Source organism: Streptomyces sp. NPDC017448 (assembly GCF_044330565.1).
Taxonomy (GTDB): domain Bacteria; phylum Actinomycetota; class Actinomycetes; order Streptomycetales; family Streptomycetaceae; genus Streptomyces.
Genome location: NZ_JBIRLM010000008.1, coordinates 133,278 through 152,250 on the forward strand (window position 1 = coordinate 133,278; position 18,973 = coordinate 152,250).

13 protein-coding genes and 1 pseudogene are annotated in these 18,973 nt (G+C 68.8%); 2 read left to right on the top strand and 12 right to left on the bottom strand.

The genetic code is table 11. The features are described 5' to 3' along the window. Nucleotides 1-3 precede the first annotated feature (3 nt). Entirely contained in the window at nt 4-885 is an 882-nt protein-coding gene (locus ACH4K1_RS15975; RefSeq protein WP_398089901.1) for a YceI family protein, read from the bottom strand. A 374-nt stretch (nt 886-1,259) separates the two neighbouring features. Between ACH4K1_RS15975 and ACH4K1_RS15980 the strand changes: the two genes are divergently transcribed. Further along, on the top strand, nt 1,260-1,721 hold the full coding sequence (locus ACH4K1_RS15980; protein ID WP_398089903.1) for a pyridoxamine 5'-phosphate oxidase family protein: 462 nt from the start codon (nt 1,260-1,262) through the stop codon (nt 1,719-1,721). 294 nt (nt 1,722-2,015) lie between these two features. Here the strand turns inward: ACH4K1_RS15980 and ACH4K1_RS15985 are convergent. Beyond that, nucleotides 2,016-2,285, bottom strand: a pseudogene (locus ACH4K1_RS15985) (ComEC/Rec2 family competence protein); the annotation flags it as partial. 152 nt (nt 2,286-2,437) lie between these two features. Between ACH4K1_RS15985 and ACH4K1_RS15990 the strand changes: the two are divergent. Next, complete coding sequence (locus tag ACH4K1_RS15990) at nt 2,438-3,769, top strand: hypothetical protein (protein WP_398089905.1); 1,332 nt, start codon at nt 2,438-2,440, stop codon at nt 3,767-3,769. Nucleotides 3,770-3,836: 67 nt separating this feature from the next. On the opposite strand, the gene ACH4K1_RS15995 is transcribed toward ACH4K1_RS15990, so the two are convergent. From ACH4K1_RS15995 to ACH4K1_RS16040, 10 genes are all read right to left on the bottom strand, one after another. Next, nucleotides 3,837-5,738, bottom strand: coding sequence for a TniQ family protein (locus ACH4K1_RS15995; protein ID WP_398089906.1), 1,902 nt, complete (start codon nt 5,736-5,738; stop codon nt 3,837-3,839). A gap of 7 nt (nt 5,739-5,745) precedes the next feature. After that, a complete protein-coding gene (locus ACH4K1_RS16000; RefSeq protein WP_398089908.1) occupies nt 5,746-6,999 on the bottom strand; it encodes an AAA family ATPase in 1,254 nt (417 codons plus the stop codon). Further along, nucleotides 6,996-9,254 carry a transposase gene (locus ACH4K1_RS16005; protein WP_398089909.1) on the bottom strand — a complete coding sequence of 753 codons (2,259 nt, stop codon included), beginning with the start codon at nt 9,252-9,254 and terminating at the stop codon, nt 6,996-6,998. Before ACH4K1_RS16005 ends, ACH4K1_RS16000 begins: the two co-directional genes overlap by 4 nt. Continuing rightward, nucleotides 9,251-10,144 carry a TnsA-like heteromeric transposase endonuclease subunit gene (locus tag ACH4K1_RS16010; protein WP_398089910.1) on the bottom strand — a complete coding sequence of 298 codons (894 nt, stop codon included), beginning with the start codon at nt 10,142-10,144 and terminating at the stop codon, nt 9,251-9,253. The genes ACH4K1_RS16005 and ACH4K1_RS16010 overlap by 4 nt, the downstream gene beginning before the upstream one ends. A gap of 197 nt (nt 10,145-10,341) precedes the next feature. Continuing rightward, a complete protein-coding gene (locus ACH4K1_RS16015) occupies nt 10,342-11,856 on the bottom strand; it encodes a serine/threonine-protein kinase (protein ID WP_398089911.1) in 1,515 nt (504 codons plus the stop codon). Nucleotides 11,857-12,204: 348 nt separating this feature from the next. Continuing rightward, nucleotides 12,205-12,939 (bottom strand): TIGR02391 family protein, encoded by a 735-nt coding sequence (locus ACH4K1_RS16020; RefSeq protein ID WP_398089913.1) that lies wholly within the window; start codon nt 12,937-12,939, stop codon nt 12,205-12,207. Between the two features lie 295 nt (nt 12,940-13,234). Next, nucleotides 13,235-15,613: a ComEC/Rec2 family competence protein gene (locus tag ACH4K1_RS16025; RefSeq protein WP_398089915.1), complete on the bottom strand. Its 2,379-nt coding sequence runs from the start codon at nt 15,611-15,613 to the stop codon at nt 13,235-13,237. Further along, on the bottom strand, nt 15,610-16,641 hold the full coding sequence (locus ACH4K1_RS16030) for a helix-hairpin-helix domain-containing protein (RefSeq protein WP_398089917.1): 1,032 nt from the start codon (nt 16,639-16,641) through the stop codon (nt 15,610-15,612). The genes ACH4K1_RS16025 and ACH4K1_RS16030 overlap by 4 nt, the downstream gene beginning before the upstream one ends. A gap of 461 nt (nt 16,642-17,102) precedes the next feature. Continuing rightward, nucleotides 17,103-17,948: a DegV family protein gene (locus ACH4K1_RS16035; RefSeq protein ID WP_398089919.1), complete on the bottom strand. Its 846-nt coding sequence runs from the start codon at nt 17,946-17,948 to the stop codon at nt 17,103-17,105. Between the two features lie 230 nt (nt 17,949-18,178). Further along, nucleotides 18,179-18,961 (bottom strand): hypothetical protein, encoded by a 783-nt coding sequence (locus tag ACH4K1_RS16040; RefSeq protein ID WP_398089921.1) that lies wholly within the window; start codon nt 18,959-18,961, stop codon nt 18,179-18,181. Nucleotides 18,962-18,973: the final 12 nt, after the last annotated feature.

Sequence of the window (18,973 nt, forward strand, 5' to 3'; positions counted from 1 at the left end):
GGTTCAGCCCTTGGGCACGATCTGGATGTCCAGGTCGATGACGATGCTCGGCCCCACCACCGCGATGCCCCGCGCCAGCATGGTCTGCCAGGTGAGCGTGAAGTCCTCGCGGTGCAGTTCGGTGGTGGCCCGGCAGGCGGCGCGGGTCTCGCCCTCCAGACCGTTGCCGATACCCAGGTACTGGGTGTCCAACGTCACGGTCCGGCTCACCCCGTGCAGGGTGAGCGCCCCCGTGACGCCCCAGCGGCTGCCGCCCCGGTGGACGAAGCGCTCGCTGTAGAACTCCAGCGTCGGGTAGCGGCCGACGTCGAGGAAGTCGCTGGAGCGCAGGTGATCGTCGCGCATCTGCACATTGGTGTCGATCGACGCGGCGTCGATGACCACGTGCATGGCGGAGTCCTCCATGCGGTCGGCGATCCGGACCGCCCCGGCGAAGGTGTTGAACCTGCCGTGGATGCGGGCGAGCCCGATGTGCCGGGCGGTGAAGCCGATCTGCGAGTGGTTCGGCTCGATGTCCCAGTCGCCGGGGTCGGGCAGCGGCGGAAGCTGCGCCACCTGGAGCGTCACATCGCCCACATGGGCGTGCATCCCCTCGGTCACCGTCACCGCTCCGTGGAAGGGGGTGAACCCCTCGGCCGTGATCGCGAGGCGGTGGTCCCCGGCCGGAACCGTGGCGAGAACACGGCCGAAGGGGTCCGTCTCCCCACCCGTCACCCGGCGACCCGCACTGTCGGTCACGACGAACTCGGCCTGTGGAACCGGTTCGTTGACCGGATCCAGCACCCGGCAGCTGAGCACCCCCGCGGTGCGGGGCACCTGGAATCCGGCGAGGGCCCCACCGCGCCCACCCGCCTGGCCTCTGTTTCCCAGCCAACGGCCGAACATCTCTTACCTACTCCCAGGGGCGCTGCGCACTCCGGGCCCCCGACCGGTGAACGTCCCTCCCGGTTCTGCCGGACGTCTCTGTCGCTCCGTCTGGACGTCTCTGTCGGATCAGCGGCCCGCCGACGAGCATGCATTCGATCACTATTGCGGCGTTCGAGCAAACTGAGTAGCTCAGCAGGTCTTGCGCCGAGATGCGACGAGGTGTAATGAGGCATGCCGTTTTCCCGGTTCCACGACGGCGGCCGACGCCTCGCACGGCGAACACCCCGCACCGCGAACGCCTCGCCTCGCCCCGAGAGCCACCGGGCCTAGGTCTCCTGCCCGAGGGCTGTGGCCCGAGGCGCCGCGTGATCACCGCCTCTAACGTGTCGGGCATGACCGAGCCCCGTCCCGCCCGCAGCCGGGAGCAGCGCAAACAGGACGTCCTGACCCGTCTGCGGCAGGACGACGACGCGTGGGTGGGGACGGCCTCCCGGAACGGCGTCCCCACTCTGGTGCCCCTGTCGTTCTCCTGGGACGACGACACCGACGTCCTGGTGATGTGCACCCGGCGGACCAACCCGACCGCCGTCAACGTCACCCCCGCCGGCCCGATCCGAGTCACCGTCGGCCACACCCGCGACGTGGTGCTGATCGAGGGCGACGCACGGGTCGTGGAAGGAAAGGATCTGCCCCCGGCGTTGGGCGACGCGTTCGCCGCCAAGCTCAGCTGGGATCCGCGCAAGAGATCCCGCTGGGTGTTCCTGCTCATCACCCCCCGCACGCTGCGCGCCTGGCGCGAGGAGAACGAACTCCCCGGCCGCGACCTGATGGCCGACGGCGTCTGGCTCGTCTGACCCGGGCGCCCGGGACCGGGGGCGAGGGGGCCGGGCCCGCCCGGGACCAGGGGCGAGGGGGGCCGGGCCCGCCCGGGGCCAGGGGCGAGGGGGGGTGGGCCCGCCCGGGACGGGGGCAAGGGGGGTGGGGCCCGCCGGGGCCGGGGCCGGGACCGCCGGGGCCCGGCGTTCCCGCACGGGTTCCGTCCGACCCGGAGCCGGGCCCGGCCGTCCCGGCGCGGCTTCCGTCCATCCGGCCCGGACCGGCCCGCTCCGCCCCCGCCCCGCCCCCGGCCCCGCCCCGCCCCGCCGGGGTCACGACCGGCTCACCGCCCGCAGCTCCTTCCCGGCGCCCGTCACCGCGATCGGCCCGTCGGTGTCGGTACGCAGGACCCTGGCCCCCGCGGCCCGGAGGGCGCCCACCGTGCGGGGCGAGGGGTGACCGTACGGGTTGTCCGCGCCGCAGGAGATGAGCGCCAGCCTCGGCCGTACGGTGTGGAGCAGCCCGACGTCCTGGAAGGCCGAACCGTGGTGGGCCACCTTGAGGACGTCCACCGGGCCCGAGGCCTCCCCGCCCCGCAGCAATGAGAATTTCAGCGGCACCTGACCCTTGTCAGGGATGGTTGGCACCCACCCCGACCTGGCTCCTCACCGAAGGGTGAGAACGCGATTCACCAACTTCCGTCAATACTTCGGATGCCCTTACGTCGGGTTGAGCGCTGGTCCAGAATCAGGTCATGACTCTTGGTGCAGCTCCGTCCGCTCTGACGCCTACCTATCCGTTCAACGCCCCGAACGAGCCCCTTGAACTCTACTCAGGAACTCTAACGGCTTCCGAAGGGGATGCGCCCGTCGCTGTGGACGGAGTTATCAGATGGGAATGGCTCCCCACACCGAGAGTCACTTACACGTTTGCCACCGATGATCCCAAGACGAACGGCTGGGAGATCGGCGGGGATATTCAGGTGTCAGTCCCGGAAAGTGAGCCGCTTCTCTCTGGCGACTCTGAATCCGCCACAGCTGAGGACACCTCCGGCGCATGGGCCCTGTCCATAGATGGCTGGCTCAAGCCCACAACGCGCGGAAATAGCTCCGACGTGCGTCGAGTCACCTTCTTGCTGCCCAACGTACCGCAGGTTAACGGGGCCTGGATCCGAGGACACGGCGGCAGCTGGAATGGCCGTTGGTCTCTGGAGGCTGGTGATTGGCAGTTCACGATCGACGAGCGCCACGACAGGATCCCGGTACGTCAAGAACTGCGCAAGTCTGGCGGGTACGTATTCACGCACGTCGGCGAGTTCACACGCAAAGATGGCGCACCGATCTCCGAAGGTGAGATCTCAAATGTCCTTCATCTTCTGCGGTGCATCTTCAGCTTCTCCTTTGGTCGCGCAACTTCACCCGCGCTTGCGTCAGGGTACGACTCCAGCAACTCGCTTACGTGGGTGGACTGGAGAGTTTTCCACATCACCCCATGGACGGCGAGAGCTCAGGTCATCGACGAAACAGGGTTCGCCGACCTTGAACAGATTTTCACCGGTTTTGGCAGTTTGTGGTCAGATCCGTTCGAGCGCGAGTTGCTGTCTAACGCCATCAGCTACTACCTCGAATGTAACGAAATGAACCCGTTGCCCTTGGCGACATCGGCAGGGCAGGCATGCCTTGAGCTCTTGGCATACGAAAGACTCGTAGAGGAGCAGCAGACCGTCACTTCTCGTCAATACAAGGCTAGATCGGCACATGACAATATCTCGGCATTGCTTGCCTCCTACAAAATCTCGAACACGATCCCGACGGAGCTCACACGTTTGAGCGGGGCGGCCTCCTCCGTCAATCCTCCTTGCGGATCAGGACCCGAGATCATTACACGTATGAGGAACGGGGTGATCCACCCATCCCGCAAGAAGCCAAAGTTCAGCACAGAGGAATGGCTTGAATGCTGGCAACTGGTCAGCTCATATCTGATCCTGTCCGTTTTGGGGCGCGTATCATTCAAGGGCAGTTATCGCGATCCGGTAAATCCCGTTAAGTATGCCGGCTCCGTAACTAAAGTTCCATGGGCTCCGTAATCTGCATCAGCCCGCCCACCCTCAGCTATCACCCAAGGCTCCGGGGATGCATGCGAGCCGGAGTGGCTCAGCTCCAGGGGTTGGCGTCATGAGACGGAGTCTCGCCGCGGTCGATGATGGGGGTGAGGTAGGCAGCGTACTCGTGGAGCGCTGTGATCAGGATGTTGTCGGTGGGCCTTGTAGTGCGGTGTCGCATGCGGGCCCAGACCGAGTCGATGCTCATCCGCCACTTCTTCTGGGTCTGCGGGTCTTGTTGATCGCAGATGGGGGTCGGTGCGAAGACGTGCTCGCTCTGGGTCACGAGAGCCCAGAGGATGACGGATCCGATGTTTCTCTTTCGGTCGGTCAGGTCTTTGGGAAAGCCCCCTCCTGGGGCGTATCCCCCGCCTGGAACAGCGATTCTAGCCTTGATCTCCTGCCATGGCTCAGTGCCGATGCACCAGTTCGCCAGAGCCTTCCGTCGCCTTTCGTAGTCGATGAGGTTGTCTCTGGCGTCGAGTTCGGCTGCAAGGTCGCGGATGGCGGCCTCGAATTCGAGAGGGTTCGGGCGGGTTCGTGCCCATCGGTGAGCCAGTTTGGGACTGTCGGCGATCCGGGCTGTGGTCGCGGGGTTGCCGAGATAGAGCCCCATCCGGTTGGCCGCTTTGTGGATCGATCCTCCGGAAGCTGTCTGGCTGAGCCTCAAGGCGACGGTGCGCCTCAGGTGGACGGTTGCGATCCCGTCCATGTGGGCGAAATATCGCTGGTACCAATCCTCCTCCAGGAACTGCGGGATGTGCTCGGGACGGAAATGTGTCGCCCGGACTGGTCTTTTGAGGTTTCTTGCGAGGTTCTCCCCGGCATAGGTCTCGATTACTGAGGAGACCGCGTGGAGGAAGCCTTCCGAGCAGTCGGGGCGGGTTTCGAGAAAGGCTCGGATCCATCCGACCTTGGATGGCCGGCAGTCAGCAGTCGTCAGAATCCTTAGCTGGCTTGCGAAGGCGTCCGGGTTGGTTGACCTGAGCAGGCGGTCTGCGGCCAGAAGAAGTGCTGCATGCGGTCGCGCCGCCAGTTGGGGTGTGTCGCTGACCGTCCGGAAGAACTTCGAGCGGGAGATGTTCCCTGCGCTGTCGAGGACACCTGCCTCCAGCGAGGCGATGAGTTCTGGATCGTCCAGCAGGTGTCGGGAGTTCGGCCAGGATGTCCGCAGAAGGTGGCAGGCCGATCTGAGGTCGTTGAAGTAGTGGGCTGGGCTTGTCTCGTGGCCGATGACCCTGATCGTCTCAGGGCCGTGCGGGTCGAGAGCTTCCAGCAGATACTTTTGGAACGTCCGGTATTTGCGCGGCAGTTTATGATTGGGGGCGGATTCTTCATTCAGGCGGTGCCCGCATGGTCCATCGATGTAGGCCCGGCATTGCGAGGGGTGCAGAACGTCTTCCCTCCAGCGTGGGAGTCGTTTGCCTCCGTGGCGGGTTGCGGTGTGGAGGACCAGCGATTTGCAGGCGGGACAGACGTGTTCCAGGAAGCGTCCGTGTTCCAGGCAGGCGAAGACGGGCGGCAGACGCCAGGAGATCTTCCAGGCTCCCCCGAAAGCCCGCTCCAGCGGGGTGTCCTGGCGGGCCAGGCACTGGGGGCAGTAGCGGGTGGAGTGCAGGAACAGCCAGCGGTGATGCTGGTTCGCGCCGTTGCGGCCGGTCGCGGAGGGCCGCGCGGGCGGGAAGCGGCTGCCGTGATTGTCCAGCAGCATGGCGGCGACCTCGGCGTCCGTGGCCTTGATCATCGTGGCGAAGTGCTGCCTCCGCTCGGTGGGCAGGCCGATGAGATGCGGCACTGGCAGGGCCGCTTGGGCAGGACGGTCGGCCAGGCCGGTGCGGACGGCCAGTTCGACCGGTGAGGTGTCCAGCCGGAAGGCCAGCCGGAGGAGGAACCCGGGCAGGGACTCGTCCTGCAGCGGCGGAAGACTTCGCGCGAGGGGCCGCAACGGGGGCAAGGCTGGCTCACCTCCGGCCCGCGGTCAGAGGGACGCCCTTGTCGTCGAAGACGGTGTTGCGGGGCCTGCGGCCCTGGACCGCCTTCTTCGACGGCAGAGCTGGCGGGACCTCGCCTTCTTCCCCGGCGGCCCGGTCGCGCTTGGGGTGCTGGGTGCGGATCACCACTCTGTCCAGCAGTTCTTCGGTGATCTCCTCGATGCGCGTGTCCATGGCCAGCGAGGCGCCGTCCTCGATCAGCCGCTCGATCAGGCCGACGACGCCGCCGGTGCGGCGGTAGATGTACTCGGGCATGTCGCCGCCGGTCAGCATGCCCTTGCGGGCGTTGAACAGCCTGAGCTCGTCCTCCAGGCCGGTGAGGTGGTCGACGAAGTCGGCGATTTCGTCGGCCGTGTCATAGCTGAATGGCCGCAGGTCGACGAGGTCGAACCGCCTGGCGGTCTGGGTGGAAGCCTCGTCCTTGAAGTCCTCGCGCCCCGGCTCGGGAAACTCCCACTGGCCGGTCTTGGGGTCCTGCCAGCCTCCTTTGAGCAGGCCGGAGTCGGGGATGCCGACACCGATCAGGACCAGGGTGACCCGCATGCTCATCAGGGCCCTGATCAGGTCGAGCGTGTCCTGGTCGTCCTTGCGGTGCATGCGCAGACGGGTGATGTCGTCCAGGATCAGCACGCGGGTGCGATGGTCCCGCAGGGATGCACGGACCTGTCTGACGATCTGGGTCAAGGTCAGGTTGGGGTCGCTGGGTCCGAAGAAGTCCAAAATGGCCTGGCAGGTCGACTTCGGTGTCGCGGTGACAGGTGTCTGGACATAGGCGATGGTGGCCCGAAGATCACGGGTGCCGGGCAGTTCGGGGACGTCCACGAACTCCTCAAGCCCCAGCCAGAGGTCCTCGAACGCGGCCGCGGCTTCGGCCGCGGTTTCCGTCTTGCCCTGGTTTCCGCCTCCGTTGATCATGAGGCCGGGCCGCGTGGTCGGTTTCCGCTTCATCGAGTTGCTCAGCAGCCGGTTCCTCATCAGCTCGGAGACGACCTGGCTCATCGGGGTTTCCAGTAGCGGCAGGTTCGCGTGGGTGGCCCGGCGGTGAAGGTCGTGGATGGCCTTGTCGCGCTTGGTCTTGCTGTCATAGGCGGCGCGGGAGATGCGGGGTGCGGGGACGAACTCGTGCCGTGTCTTGCGCCAGGTCGTCCAGCCCTCGGCGGTCTCCCGGTCCGGGACCTCGCCCGGCAGGATGAACCTCAGCGAAGCAGCGGACTCGTCGTTCACTCTTCTTCTCCTTGTCCCAGCTCGTCGTCGCGGAGAAGGTCCGCGTCCGCGTCATCCGTGTCGTCCGTGGCCAGCAGGGCATTTGCCCTGCGACGTGATCCCTCTCCGAGTCGGCGGGGAGCCCGTGGCGGCTGCAGGACGGAGGCCTCGCGCCGGCTTCGGCGTTCGGCGTCCACCGCCTCGTCCACTCGGACCGGCCTGATGGGCCGGCTGCCGATAGCGGCGCCGGTCGTGCCGGGGGTCGGCCGGTCGGCTGCTGCCGCCTTCACTTGGGCAGATTCACGAGCCCGTTCACTGCGCTGGGCCTTGGTCAGCTGTCCTGACCACTGCTCGGCCTTGACATGGGCGGCCAGCAACTCCAGCAGTAGCGGCAGCAGTTCACTGTCCGTGCGGGGCTTGAGCCCGGCCTGCTTCGCGGCGGTCAGCAGTTCGCGTACGCGTGCGTCGGTGAACGCGGGGATCTCGCCCGCAGGCGGCATGCCCGTCCACCGCAGTTCGTGCCAGTCGTGCGTGCGGGGGTCCTGGAAGAACGCGAACCGGGCGTCGCGCGGGTCGCGGTGCACGGTCCAGCGGTCTTTGTGCCGTCCGCCGCGACCGGATCCTTCGTCATCGCGATAGAGGTCCAGGGCCCGGCCGTCGTACCAAAGTCCGCGGATCTTCACGCCCTTCTTGCCCTGGATGATGACCTGGTGCCGGGGCAGCAGCTGGTAGTAGAGGCTCGGCGAAGGAATCTCCAGAGCCCATCCGCCCTGGGCCATCGAGGCCGCGAACAGGGTGTTCGGGCTGTGATCGCCGACCGGATCCCAGCAGGGGGCGTACTCGCCCATGCGCCGGTTCTGCCAGATGCGGACGATCCAGGTCGCCAGCAGATGCTCCATCTCGGCGACGGTGAGGACGGCGTCGCCCTCGACATCGGCGCCGCGGTCGGACGCATCGACGCCGGTGTAGCCGGGAATGTACTCGAACAGCATCGAGCGTGCGGAGCCGAAGGCTCGCTCGACGGCCTGCTTGTCGGTCGGCCGCAGAACCCTCGCCGGTAGCACCCTCACTCCCAGAACGTGCTGGGCCTGAACGAGGTGATGGTTGCGGTAGACGCTGCCGTGATCGGTCGTGACCGTTTCCGGTGCGAAGAACGGCAGCGCGGCCACTTCGTGGCCGGCGAACTCGGCGACCAGGGCCGCGGGGACGCCCGGATAGGGCCATTCCATCTCCTCGCGCCAGTCGTCCCGCATCGGTAGCGGCATCGTCACGTCCCGCAGCAGCATCGCGACGTCGGTCGACGTGTCCGACACCAGCGTCAGGCGGAACCCGACCATCGAGTGCGTGTAGACGTCCATGGCCAGCGTGAGATAGACGGTGACCGGATCGTCGAAGACCGTCTCCCGCAGCATCACCGGCAACACCGTGGTGTCCAGGGCAACGACCTGACCAGGCCGTTCGACGATCACGTGCTCGCCCGTGGTCTCCAGCAGCGCGGATCGGGCGTAACGCTGACGAGCGCGACCCGTGCCGAACCACTCCTGCCAGACCACCCGCAGGGTGCCGTAGCTGGGGATCTTCTCGACGGCCTCCTCGCCGTAGGTCTCCAGCACGTACTGGTGGATGAGCCCGACCCGGGCTCTCATGTTGATCTTCGATCGGTGCAGGGTCTCCTGCCGGACGGCGAGGATCGCCTTGCGGACCTCTTCCGTGACGCTCGGGTGGCCGCGCGAAGCGGGAGTCCAGCGGTCATCGGCGCAACCCATCGTGACGTCGACCCGCCGTTTGGACTCCCACCGGGTCAACGTCCGGTAGCTCACCTTCGATAGGCCGAGCACCTTCGCGTGCTCAGGATCAAGCGCCCGCAGCTCGGCGACCTTCGCCCGGCGCCGCTGGGTCACGGTGGTGCAGTCCGGGTCGTACTCAGGCCGCGGCTCACCGGGACCGGGGTGCAACGGATCTCCGCTGCGAAAGCCCGTCTCGACCTCCAGCAGGTGCCCCCGCCTGATCCGCAGCAACATCCGCTGGTGGTCGGTGAGATCGCCCTCGGTCCTCGGCTGCAGATGACGTCCCGACACGGTCGCCACCGTCGAACGCCGACAGCGGGGATGGTGGGCCAGCATGCGGAACGATACGGTCTGCCGCGTGCCCGTGACCGACGACAACAGCACCCGTCCGTACTGCGGTTCGACGAAATCCACCCGCCATTCCTCGTCGTCCAGGATCAGGCTCTCGCCGACGGCCAGCTCCAGCAGCCCAGCTGCCTGCCCGCTCATCGAACGGCCTCCCTCGCGACGCGGACGACGCTGCCGTCGCCGAACGGAGCCGCCAGGTCGACACCCAACTGCCGGTGCCAGAGCAGGTGCAAGATCACCGGCCGGGCCAGGGCCGGGAACTCGCAGGTGTCCGCCAGAGCGCGGAAGGTGAGCGGCTGCGACAGTGCCTGAGCGGCCCGGGCGGTCTGCAGCAGTCTCGGCTTCAGGCCCAGCCGGTCCTGCATCGAACGGCGCCGTGAGTAGAGAAGATCGACGTTCCTCCAGGTCAGCGTTCTCCAGCCCGTGACCACCGCGTAGCCCCACCCCAACGCGAGTGCGGCCTCGGACGAGGCCGCGAACTTCATCAGGTCGTCCTCATCCATCCGGCCCGCCGGCCGGACATCCACAAGCCACCGGCCCCGCCCGGAAACCAGAAGGAAATCGGGAATGTGCTCACGCCAGCCGCCCTCCCCTTCGAATTCCAGCAGGAAAGGCTGCGACAGTATTTCTTCCGCCTCGCCGGTGAAATCCGCCATCACGATGAACTGATCTTCGCGATGAGACTCGAAAGCATGCTGCCGCCCGGTCGACAACACGGGCTCCAGACCAGGGCGGTGGAACTGCCCTCGACGCCAGGTGAAGCCCCGCCAGGGAACGCAGCCGGTCAACGGCATCGAGTTCAACCCCGCGACTGGGCCGGCCTGCTTCACCTTGCCGACCTTCCACGTCGCCCTCCACCGGACTGACCAGCCACGATCGAGGCTCAGCATCGCCCGGCCGACCGCGAGATCTCCGTCTCCGCAGAGGAGGGCCAGGTCCTGCCAGCCGCACGCGTCCGACCAGAGCGGGCCCGCCACTTCCCCCACAAGTACCCGCGGGTCGACGGCGCCTTCCACCCTGTTCTGCTCCATAGGAGCAGCAGACAGGGCTCACAGAAGGTTCGGCGGGGTTTGACCAAAGAGATGCGAACAAGCATGAAACCCGCGTAGGGTGCCATCCCTCGCTGACAACTAGCTCCAACCATTACGGAAAGAGCTCATCAGAAACGCAGGTTTGGCGCACTTGTTCGAAGTTCGTGCTCCCGTCCGTCAGACGACCAGTTGGACCGTCACCTGTCGTCCGACTCGACGAGAGCGGCAAGACCGCCTCGCAACACGGGATGCAGGGTTCGAATTACCGTACTGCCCACATTCCATTCCGCAGTCGACTTCCCTGCCATGCGAAGTCCTTCGAGAGCGGCAACCGCGTCTTCGGGCGTTCGAATATTCTGCAGAATAGCGACAACGACATCACGGACATGCCAGCGATTATGGTACTCACCGAGATGAGCAAGCCCTCGGACAGCCTCACGCAGAACAATAGGATCGTCCGTGACGCCGACGACGCGACGAGCGAAATCCGCAAGGAGGTCGCACTGCTCGAATCCGAAAGATCCCTCCAGGCGATTCGTGAACGCCTGGAAGACGCCGAGGAATCCTTCGGGGTTCTGCTCCCACCACCACTTCACGGAACCCGATGGCAGGGCACTAAGAGCCCAGGAAAACTCCCCCATGTCCGCGTAATTGGTGAAATCCATTTCATCTGCCCAGCGGATGAGTTCGTCGAAGGCGGATTTATCCACGATGCGGCCGACCTTGAGTCGGGGGCGCAGGCGCTCAGCCCTCTCCTCGGCGGTTTCCCATCGTCCGGTTGGGGCCGGGGCGACCGCTGCCTCGATGGCTGCCAGCAATTCGGTCGCACTGCCGTGGCGCCGAGTGCGGTCTTGAGAGATCGCACGCTGGACCACGGCTCTCAGAGGCCCGGCCGGCACGTCGTCGTCCACCGGAGTACTTCCCGTCAGGAGCGCCTGCATGATCTTTCCTGCGGAGTAAATGTCCGCACGCTCGTCAACGTGCTTTGCATCCCTCCACTGCTCCGGGGCTACATAGAATCGGGTACCCATACCGTCGAAGGTGGAAGTGAGGAGGCCACTCTCTTCCACCACTCGCGCGAGCCCGAAATCAGCAATGGCCCAGGTCCCCTCTGGAGTCCGTAGCACATTTGCTGGTTTGAGATCGCGATGGAGTACTCCCTGACTGTGAATATATGCGAGGCCGGCGCAAATTTCGCGCATTACGACGGCTACATCCTTGGCCTCCATGACGCCGCCGACCTCATCGGAAAGGACTCCTCGGGCGAGCGGCATTGCGTACCACAGGCCCAGTTCTGCGTCTCTCCCACTCGCCAGCAGCGTCATGACGTTCACATGGCCGAGCGTGGACATCAGGCGGAGTTCCCGCTCGAACCGGGCGACAGTATCCGTGTCGAGTGCGTGCGTCTGCTGCAAGACCTTGACCGCCACCCGATCATCGTCGGCCGCCTTCAGGTCACGCGCGCCGAACACGACCGCGAACCCGCCGCCTCCGATCTCCGCCCCCATTTCGAACCGACGCCCGACAGAACGCGGCTGTCCAACAGGGGCGGGTCGGCCCGCCCCTCGCCTCAGTCCACTGCTTCCCCACCGCCGGATGACGTCCAGATCCCAGATGTCGCCAGCGCTGAGAGCCGCCACCGGGGCCGGGAAATCATCGTTCTGGCGGAGCTTGGCGACCTGCTGTCGGCTGACTCCAAGTTCTGCCGCCACTTCCGAGACTCCACCGATACGACGGAACGGCCTAGCATTAGTTGTCATGAGGTCAACCATACATGAATGATTGACCTCATGACGCCAATTATTTGGGCCCCTGCGACAGCCGTCCTTGACAGGGGATCAAGGGGCCCGACTGCGGATGCGGCAGTAACCCAGGACCCGCAACCGGACAAAACTCCACCTCTGGCAGCCACGGGGGTGTCGTCCATCCCAAGGGCTGGCGCTTCGCCTCGACGTCGGCCAGGACCCAGGCTGCCCGCCACCGCACACGGTGGCGGGCCTCTACCTTTTGGCATCTTCGGCCGGCCCGGAACCCTTGGAGATCACGGTCCCCTCGACGAGTCAGGGAGCAGTCTCCACGGAACACTCCTCGATCCACCTAGCGACCACGCTTAGGGTCGCCAGGTACTCCAGCGCCTCCTGTTCGGTCCAGGGGACCTTCTCCTCGTGCGCCGCGACGTTGCGGATCCCGGTCACGGCCCCAGCTGAGATGTGCATTGCGCCGTCCTGTCGCGCCTTCCAGGTAGCCGTCGTTCGGTCACCATCGAACCTGAGGCGCGGTTTGCCCGGTGTTGGATCCGTGACAGCGAAGCTCTGCTGGCAAAGCTCCTTGTCGGTTACGTCGTGGCGACCTACCTTTTGTTTCAGACGATGGGCGAGCGTCCGGCACGCGGCAACCACAGCGTCCTGATACGCGTCGGCCTTCCAGGGCTGGGCAGCAGACCCCCATACCCAGGGGTGCAGCGCATCGGCGGCGATCGACGGTGAAGTGGGGCGCAGGAAAGCCGCCAACTCGTCTGCGGATCTGGCGTGTCCAAGAGCCTGGGCGACCGCGTCGCGCAAGAGTCGCCAATAAGTAGTACTGCCATCGTCGTACTGGTCGATCTCGTTGAGCACATGTGGCACGTAAGCCGCTACTAGCCCGCGCATCAGCGGCATGTTGAGCGCCAGCTCCTGGTGCCACTCCGCACGTACGTCTTGATCAGCTTGTTCCAGGTGCGCTTCGAGGTGGGCCAGATGGTCCTTGACCTGTGTCAAAAAGCCGGTGAGCTTCGCGACGGCGTAAGCGTTGTCCATGCTCGGATAGTAGGGCGAACACCCCTTGCGGGTACGGACTTTCAAGGTAGCTCATGAGGCCAAGAGAGAAGCAAGAGGCCCTGAAGCGGCGCGGGTTGACGGACGCCTCGGACGGCTTCACCGTGACCCTGGCGCCTCTGACTCGGCTCGCTGAGTAGGCGAAATGCCTCCAGATTGACGTCTCCGCTTATGAGGGTGCCAACAAGCTTGAAACCTGCATTAAGTGCCATCCTTCGTTAAAATTCGATGCCAACCCCTACTGTCAAAGCCGACCAGCGCCGCAGGTCGCCGCTGGTTAGCAGTGCCAACCACCGTTGAAATTCTCAAGCAACTCCCGCTGGGCCAGGGGTTCGAGGTCGCCGAGGAGCAGCAGTGTCAGCCCTCCGGCCGCCCGTACGCGCAGGGTCACGCTGGAATCGTTCGGCTCCCGCACCGCCGCTCCCGCTCCCCCGGGCTCCGGGCGGGGCCAGAGGACCCGCCAGTCGACCGGGCCCGCCCGGCGGTGCTCACCGGCCGCGGCCCGCACCGTCGGAACCCGCGCCTTCGCGGCCGTCCGCCGCACGAACGCGGCCTGTTCGGGCGGGGCTTCGAGACTCGTCGTCTGGATCGCGCCCACCGCCCTGCCCCGCAGAACGCCCGGCAGCCCGCGTACGTGGTCGGCGTGGAAGTGGGTCAGGACGACGAGCGGCACCCGGGTCACGGCGAGGTCGCGCAGGCACCGGTCGACCGCGCGAGGGTCGGGTCCGGCGTCGACGACCACTCCCGCGCCCTCCCCCGCCGCGAGGACCATTGCATCGCCCTGCCCCACGTCGCAGAGGGCGAACGCCCAGCCGGGCGGCGGCCAGCCGGTCATGACCCGGGTCAGGGGGGCCGGTCGAAGCACCGCCAGCACGAGGAGCAGGCCGATGGCCGCGCAGACCCAGGGGCGGCGGGCCAGCCTCGGGGCCAGGAGCACGAGCAGCGCCGTGAGACCGGCCAGCAGCGCCGCGCCCGACCACCCTCCGGGCCACTGAACCTCCGCTCCCGGAAGCTCCGCCCCCGTGCGGGCGACCGCGGCGATCCACCCGACCGGCCAGCTCGCGATCCGGGCCAGCACCTCGGCCACCGGCAGGGCGACCGGGGCGACGGCCAGCGCCGCGAACCCGAGCACCGTCGCCGGGGCCACCGCGAACTCCGCCAGCAGATTGCACGGGACCGCCACCAGGCTGACCCGCGGTGCCAGGACCACCACCACGGGGGCGCACACGGCCTGCGCGGCCGCCGCCGCGGCCAGCACCTCGGCGAGCCTGCCCGGCACCCGCCGCGCCCGCAGGGCGAGGCTCCACCTGGGAGCGAGCGTCAGCAGCGCCCCGGTGGCCAGGACCGAGAGCAGGAAGCCGTAACTCCGGGCGAGCCAGGGATCGTAGAGCACCAGCAGGACGACCGCCGCCGCCAGGGCGGGGATCAGCGATCTCCGGCGGCCCGTTCCGATCGCGAGCAGCGTGATGAGCCCGCAGGCGGCGGCACGGAGCACGCTCGGCTCCGGGCGGCACACGACGATGAACGCGAGCGTCATCGCCCCTCCGGTCACCGCGGTCGCCCGCAGCGAAAGCCCCGACAGCGGTGCCAGGCCGCGTCTTTCCGCGCTCGACGCCGTCCCCGGCGGTCCGACGAGAAGGAAGAGGAGGATCGATAAATTGGCTCCGGAAACGCTCAACAAGTGCGTCAGATCGGTCGCCTTGAACGCTTCGTGGAGGTCCGGCGGGACTCGGGAGGTGTCACCGACCACCAGCCCCGGCAGCAGCGCACGCGCATCCGCGTCCAGGCCGTCCGTCGCCTCCCGCAACCCGGCACGCAGCTCTCCCGCCGTCCGCTGGAGCCATGTCGGAGGCTCGGTGATCCGGGGTGCTCCTTCGCGGTCCACCCGCAGGAGGGCCGCGCGCCGTTCGCCCCCGTGCGCGGGGGGCGACAGCCGTCCGCGCAGCCGGAGACCGGTGGAGGGCAACAGCTTCTGCCAGTCCGCCCGGTGGTCGTCGGCCGCGACCACGACCAGCACCGGGGTACGGACCCGGGCGCTCCGGCCGTGGGCCGTCCGCACCTCCATGACCTCCGCGTCGAGCAGGAGAAGCGGAGGAGCGCTGCGGCTGCCCCGCGTCGCCGGGCGCGTCGTCCGGGGGTCGGAGGTCACGCGGACGACGACGTCGACCCGCGCGTACTCCCGTGCCAGGGCGGGGACCGGCCCGCGACGCACATCGGCCCCGTGCAGCCCGGCCACTGTCGCGCCCCCCGCCGCGCACAGCAGCGCGGCTCCCCCGGCGGCCACGAACCGGACCCGTCCTGCCGTCCTCCTCGTGGGGCGAGAGGCCGGGGCCGCCCGCGTGCGCGAGGCCGCCGCCAGCAGGGCGAGCGCGGGCACCGCGCAGGCGACGGCCATCGTTGCCGCCCACCTCCCCGGCAGCCCCAGCGCCACCGCGGCGGCAGCCCAGACCGCCAGGGCAGGCGGGACGAGCCTCAGGTCCGCAGGCCCCTCCGACCGGACCCCGGCCTCCCCCGCAGCACCCGGGGCGCCCGGCGGCCCCGCCGTCAGCGGTACGGACGCCGTCGCACGGTCCTCGCCGGGGCTCGCGCTTCCGGGAGCGCCCCTCCCCGTGTCCGCGTCTCGGCGGAGGCCGAGCCGCGCCGCCCGGCCGCTCATGGCCGTACCAGTGGTTGGAGGTCGGCGAAACGGCGGTCTCCGATCCCGTTGACCTGGCGGAGTTCCTCGACGGACCGGAATCCGTTGTTCTCCGTGCGGTAGTCGATCATGTGCTGGGCCAGCACGGGCCCGACCCCCGGCAGGGTTTCGAGCTGTTCGGCGGTCGCCGTGTTCAGGCTCAGCGGCGCCGTCGGCCCGGGCCCGTCGGCCTCCCCGCCCGCTCCGGCCCCGCCGCCCGCCGCGGCGGCGAGGGGCGAACCGGGCGGGAGGCCGACGAGGACCTGCTCCCCGTCCGTGAGGACCCGCGCCCGGTTGAGCCCTGCCAGATCCGTGCCGGCGCGCACCCCGCCCGCCGCTTCGAGCGCGTCCGCCACCCGCGAGCCCATCGGAAGCCGCCGGACCCCCGGCCGGTGCACCTTTCCGCTCACATCGACGACGATCTGCCCGCCCCCGCCGCTGCTCCCCCGCACGGAGGACGGCTCCCCGCCGGCCGGGCGGGGCACCGGATCGGGAGCGCCGGACCGTAACGCTTCCGGTTCCGCGCCGACCGCTGCCGCCTCCTCCGCGACCGGTTCCGGCGCGTGCACGGTCTGGGGGCGCGCGGACCAGAAGTGGAACGCCGCCACGGCCACGGCGGCGAGCAGTACCAGGCCGAGCACCACGGGCGTACGCGGAGCCATCCCGCACCGGAGCCGCACCCACCACGCCACCCGCTCGCGGACCGCCGAGACGAGGCGGCGCACCGGTGAGGTGTCTCCTCCCGTCCGCGCCTCCCCGGCCACGGCCTCGGCCACGGGCAGGGCCGCAGGCTCGGCCTCGGCCTCGGTGTGGGGTGCCCTCTCCCCCACGGGCACGGGGGCCGGCCCGCGCGCCCCCGGTACGGCCACGGGCCCGGCCACCGGCTCACGTACGGGTCCGGCCCCGGCAACCTCCCCGAGCCCGGACGCGCCGGACGCATCGACCGCACCGGTCATCAGCGCGTCCGCACGACGACGTGCGGCAGCCGAGGCGAGGGCGGAGCGCCGCACGGCCCGCCGTCCGCCCCGGCCCGCACCGGAACGAGTGCCGGGACCTGACCCCGCCCGACCGCTCGGGCGCGTACCGGCCGCGTGCCTCCCCCGGGCGGGCCGCCGCCCGGACAACGGGTCGGCCGACGGCAGAACCGCGGACGGGGAGCGGGGCGGGAAGGCGGCCACCGCGGTGGGCGGAGACGCGGCCCCGACGTGGGACGGCGGGGCGAGCCCGGGGGCGGACGACATGTCGGACGACGAGGCGGCTGCGGTCGGAGCGCCGGGAGCCGACGCCCAAGAGGTTCGAAGGGCCATGCCTCACGACGTTAGGCATCTCCGCCCGGCCTCGCTGAGCAGGACCGAATTCTGTGGACAGCCCGGCAGTTGTGGATATCTCGGCCACTCCGCCGAGTGAAATCCGTCCTGCCCACCCGCCCCGACCAGAGCGGAACGCGCTGACCGCGTTGCCCGCGCCGAGCTCACCGCAGCGAGATCACCGCACCGAGCAGCCCCGGCCCCGTGTGCGCCCCGATCACCGCGCCGATCTCGCTGACGTGGAGGTCGGCAAGGCCCGGCACGCGTTCGCGCAGCCGCTCGGCCAGGCGCTCCGCGCGTTCCGGGGCGGCGAGGTGGTGGACGGCGATGTCCACCGGGGCGGTACCCGCCCGCTCGGCGGCGATCTCCTCCAGGCGGGCGATGGCCCTGGACGCCGTCCTCACCTTCTCCAGCATCCCGATCCGGCCCCCGTCGAGTTCCAGGATCGGCTTCACCGCCAGTGCGGAGCCGAGGAGGGCCTGGGCGGTGCCGATGCGGCCGCCCCGGCGCAGATAGTCGAGCGTGTCGACATAGAAATACGCCGAGGTGTTCGCAGCCCGCTTCTCCGCGGCCGCGACCGCCTCGTCCGGGCCGCCGCCCGCCTCGACGGTCTCCGCCGCCGCGAGCGCGCAGAACCCCAGCGCCATGGCGACCATGCCGGTGTCCACCACGCGTACCGGAACCGGGGCGCTCTTCGACGCGACCAGCGCGGCGTCGTACGTGCCCGAGAACTCCGCCGACAGGTGGAGCGACACCACCGCGTCCGCCCCGCCCTCGGCCGCCGCCCGGTAGGTCTCGGCGAAGACCGCGGGGCTGGGGCGGGACGTGGTCACGGAGTGGCGTTTCTGCAGAGCCTGGGCGAGCGAGCGGGCCGAGATCTCGGTGCCCTCCTCCAGCGCCCGGTCGCCCAGGACGACGGTCAGCGGCACCGCGGTGATGCCGTGCCGTTCCATCGTCGGGCGCGGCAGGTAGGCCGTGGAATCGGTGACGATAGCGACATGGCGGGACATGAGCCGGAGGTTACCTGGCGTGGTGGGAGTGCGGCAGCCCGGGCCCGGCGCACTGATCGTTCCAGGCCGGTTCGGAGCGTATCCGCCCGCTCGTGGCCGGGGCACGCCCTCGGGGAGCGCAGCCGCCTCACCTCATCGGGCACGCGTGGCGCCCCGTGCGACCTCTCACGGGGACGCGCCCCACGCCGCCCGGCGGGTGGAGCGGCCCCGGGCCCCCGGCCCCGCGGGCGTCAGTTCGTCGTCTCCGGGCGGGTGGACTTCTGCCACGGGTAGGTGGTGCGCAGCCGCGGGTCCGGAGCGGTGATCGCCTGGGGGCTCTCCTCGCGGGCCGGTCCGGACCAGGCGTCGTCGGCCGTGCTGCTGTTCGCCGCGGAGGGGTCGGCGGGGGCGGCCGGCTCGGGCCAGTCCGTCCCGGGGTCCTGCGCCCGGGAACCGGCGCTCCCCCCGGCACTCGTCCGCGATGACTCGTCCGTGGTCCAGTGCCGTAGCGCGCCGGCCTCGATGTCGATCTGTGCGTTCAGCGCGTCCAGATCGTCGTCGGCGAACTGCCGTGCCCGGTCCCGCGCCGCCCAGCGCAGCGACTCCGCCGACTGCGTGATCTGCTGTGTGCGCTCCCTCAGCTTGGGCAGCAGGCTCGCGACCGTCGTCCGGTCCGGCTCGCGCTCCAGCCGCTTGAGCTCACCGTCCAGCTCCAGACCGTGCGCGCTCAGCCTCCGGAACAGGGCCACCGACTCGGCCAGCGACGCGTCCTCGGCCGCTCCGGCGTGCAGGGCGTCCTGGGTGGCCCGCATGGAGGTGCGCAGGGCGAGCCGGAGCTGCGCGAGCTCGCCCGCGACCCCCGGCTGTCCGAAGCTCTTGGCCCGCAGGGTGGTGTCCTCCACCGTGCGGCGGGCCTGGGTGATCGTGCGGTCCACGCCGCGCTTGGCCGCGCCGACCGCCTTCACGGTCGCGTAGACGCCCAGGGCGATGAACGCGACCAGGAGCAACGCCAGGATCGTGATCGCGGCTTCCATGAATGCCCCTCG

Coding starts and splice junctions, on each gene's coding strand:
- ACH4K1_RS15975 (WP_398089901.1), bottom strand. CDS start 885: ATGTTCGGCCGTTGGCTGGGAAACAGAGGCCAGGCGGGTGGGCGCGGT.
- ACH4K1_RS15980 (WP_398089903.1), top strand. CDS start 1,260: ATGACCGAGCCCCGTCCCGCCCGCAGCCGGGAGCAGCGCAAACAGGAC.
- ACH4K1_RS15990 (WP_398089905.1), top strand. CDS start 2,438: ATGACTCTTGGTGCAGCTCCGTCCGCTCTGACGCCTACCTATCCGTTC.
- ACH4K1_RS16005 (WP_398089909.1), bottom strand. CDS start 9,254: ATGAGCGGGCAGGCAGCTGGGCTGCTGGAGCTGGCCGTCGGCGAGAGC.
- ACH4K1_RS16010 (WP_398089910.1), bottom strand. CDS start 10,144: ATGGAGCAGAACAGGGTGGAAGGCGCCGTCGACCCGCGGGTACTTGTG.
- ACH4K1_RS16020 (WP_398089913.1), bottom strand. CDS start 12,939: ATGGACAACGCTTACGCCGTCGCGAAGCTCACCGGCTTTTTGACACAG.
- ACH4K1_RS16025 (WP_398089915.1), bottom strand. CDS start 15,613: ATGAGCGGCCGGGCGGCGCGGCTCGGCCTCCGCCGAGACGCGGACACG.
- ACH4K1_RS16035 (WP_398089919.1), bottom strand. CDS start 17,948: ATGTCCCGCCATGTCGCTATCGTCACCGATTCCACGGCCTACCTGCCG.
- ACH4K1_RS16040 (WP_398089921.1), bottom strand. CDS start 18,961: ATGGAAGCCGCGATCACGATCCTGGCGTTGCTCCTGGTCGCGTTCATC.